Raw genomic sequence first — 2890 nt, forward strand, 5'->3', positions numbered from 1 at the left:
GGTTGGCGCCCTCAGGGGAGCGCGTACACGCGGCGCGCGTTTTCGTGTGCGATGAGCTGCACGATCCGGCGGGCGTCCGCCTCGGACCAGTCGTCGTCGTCGATCCATCCGCCGACAACCTTGGCGATTGCGTTGCGCCATAGCCTGGCTCCGAGGTAGTGAAGTTCGGCCGGGCCGAATGCGTCGGAGGAGTAAAGGACTTTTGTGAAGGGAGCCAGTTCGAATGAGCGGGCCACCAGGTTCCGGCTCCGTGAGCCTGTGAAGTTCACCGCAAGTCCCACGTCGATGTAGACGTTTTCAAAGGCGTGGGCCAAATAGCCGGCCTCGCGCTCGAACGGATAGCAGTGCAGCAGCATGATCGGTGTGTCCCGAACTTCGGCGGACCTGAGAAAGTCAAGGAGGTACAGGGGATTGGTCTTGTGGAGGTCCAGGTCGCGGTCGCCGAATCCCACATGGAACTGCAGCGGAAGCTTCATCGACACCGCCGTATGGATCCCGTGGGCCATAAGGGTCACGTCGGTGAGCTTCGCAATTGTGCCGGTACCCAGGTTCTCCTGCCAGCGGCGGGCAGATTCAGTGACCGCAGCCGGGGCTGGTCGGCTGAGATTCTGGTCGAATCCTGCGCGGTAGGCGAGGACTGTTTTGAAGCCCACAGCGCTGAGGGCGAGGTTTTGCAGCCGCTGACCGAACTCTTCGACGTAGTCAGCCGGGTTGGCAATTTTCTGTATCAGCTGCTCGGCGACCACTTCCAGCCGAACGATCTCGTGGGTTCGCCCACCCGAGACGTCGGCCATGCCAGCCGGGCCGAGATAGTCAGCGGTATCTAATCCTGTGTCGATCAGCCAGTCGCTCACCCCGGCCGCGCGGGTCATGCGCCGGCTGACCTCGAGTTCTCCAAGCTCGGAGCGCCGGCTCCAGTATTCCGCCGCTGAGGCGTGCCGCGGCAGATCAAGAATGCCGCTGCACCAGCATCGGATAGCGATCCCGAGCTGCGTGCTGTAGGTGTCTTCTGGCTTGGTCAGGGATTCGGTGTTCCCCTCGTTGAGGGAGTTCTGAAAGCGTGCCTCGCCGCCGTCGGCGTGAAACGCGCCATGCACGTGGTGATCGATGAGGCTGACGTGTTCTACAAAATCCGGGAAGGAACTGCCCGCCATTAGATCGACCAGGCCAGCCGAAAGCGTTCGGCAAGTTCATCAGGCGCGAGTTTCGCGGAGGTCCGCTGTTCATAGCGCCGGACGGCCACCGTGGCATCGACGATGGCGTCTCCTAGAAGCCCGCGTGCGAGGCGTGACTTATCCAGCGTGTCGATAATGGCGGTGGGGGAGTTTGAGAGCAGGCGGACGTTGGCCCGGTCCCGCTCGTCTTCGGACAGCCTTCCCGGGTCACCCGGAACCTCTGCCGGAAGCTTGCGCCCGCTGCGGATGCCATCAAGGGCGAGTGCCAGGATGGCTGCGGAGGCCAGGTACACGTTGGCCGACGGATCGACGATTTTTACCTCGACGTTGGCTCCGTGAGGATTGCTCTCGCCCTCGTTTAGAAAGCGCACCGAGGCTTCCCGGTTTTCCAGACCCCAACATAAGTAGGCACCTGACCATGTGCCGGGTGCCAACCGGCTTCCGGACAAAACTGATCCCGTGAGGAAACCCTGGATATCAGGGAGTCCTGCGATGATCCCTCCGATGGCCGCGCCTCCCTCGCTGGAGATGCCGTGCTGTCCGCTGCCGCCGGAGAACAGCGCCAGGCCGTTCTTTTGGAGCGAAAAGTGCTGGTGGGCACCGTTTCCGACGGTGCCGGGAAAGGGCGATGGGGAGAAAGAGGCTTGCATGCTGTGGGCCCTGGTGACCATGCCCACGATGATCTTGGCAAGGACCACGGTGTCCGCGGCCTGAACGGGCGGGGCAGGCGGAAGGGAAAACTCGAACTGGTTTCTGCCGTACTCGGCGTGGATCTGCTCCAAGGGAATGCCGGCCCGGTTCAACGCCGACAGGAGATCGTCGAGGAATGCCGATCGGTCCAGAAGACCGGTTGCCCCGTACGGGACCCAGGGCGTGGTTTCAAGCGCTGAACCATCCGGGGCGATGAGGAAGAATTCAAGTTCGTGGCCCACGAGTGCCTGGTAGCCGGCCTCGTCGAGACTGCCGTAGACGTCGGCCAGAATGCCCCGGGCGCAGGCCGGAGAGGCGGCTCCGTTTTGTTCGTAAAGGCTGGCCGGTGCCCATGCCCGGCCCCCTTGCAGGACACGGAGTCCCGCGATATCGACCTTGAGACGCATATCGCCAACGGGGGTGATGGTGTCCGTGAACGCTATCCCGCCGTCGATGGTGAAGACGTGCCAGACAGGGGCGGCACCCATCCCGGATTGGTGGAAGGTTTTGAGCCTGGCTAATGGAACGCTCTTGGCCAGCGTGATGCCCGAAGCGTTCACCACCGTGCCGATCACGGTGCGGACGCCGGCCTCCTGTAGTTCGCGTTGTGCCCTTGCTACGGCGGATTCGTCGGCCGAGGTCATTTGCGTCATGCGCCTATCATGCGGCGCCTCCCTCTCCAATGAAAGGTTCGCAGCTGTGCTGACTTGTGGCTCCTGCCACTGCCTCCGACGTGACGCTGGAAGGCTGGGGCGGCCGGGACCACCGGCAAAACCAGCCGCTGCAGGTGCGGTATAGTTCACCACACCGCGACGGCAACGGCGCGGAATAACGGGTGTGGCGAACTCCTCCCGTCTGCACCCCACCACCCCCGCACCGCGGCGGCCGAAACACACACAGGAAGCTAGCAGCACAATGACTCGACGGCGAGGAATGTCCCTTGCGGGGCAGTATCTCCGCCTGCAGTTGCTGATCGTGTTTGCCGTGCTCGTGGCGGTGGTCGCGATCTCGCTGGCCCAGTCCGC

At 63.3% G+C, this 2890-nt stretch carries 2 protein-coding genes; both read right to left on the reverse strand.

Features of this window, described 5'->3' with window-relative positions; genetic code table 11:
• Positions 1 to 11: 11 nt before the first annotated feature.
• Positions 12 to 1154, reverse strand: a complete 1143-nt coding sequence (locus tag RIN13_RS20405) for an amidohydrolase family protein (RefSeq protein ID WP_309109138.1) — start codon at positions 1152 to 1154, stop codon at positions 12 to 14.
• Positions 1154 to 2518: a glutamine synthetase family protein gene (locus RIN13_RS20410; protein ID WP_309109139.1), complete on the reverse strand. Its 1365-nt coding sequence runs from the start codon at positions 2516 to 2518 to the stop codon at positions 1154 to 1156. The genes RIN13_RS20405 and RIN13_RS20410 overlap by 1 nt, the downstream gene beginning before the upstream one ends.
• Positions 2519 to 2890: the final 372 nt, after the last annotated feature.

Source organism: Arthrobacter sp. (assembly GCF_031179985.1).
Classification (GTDB): Bacteria; Actinomycetota; Actinomycetes; order Actinomycetales; family Micrococcaceae; genus Arthrobacter.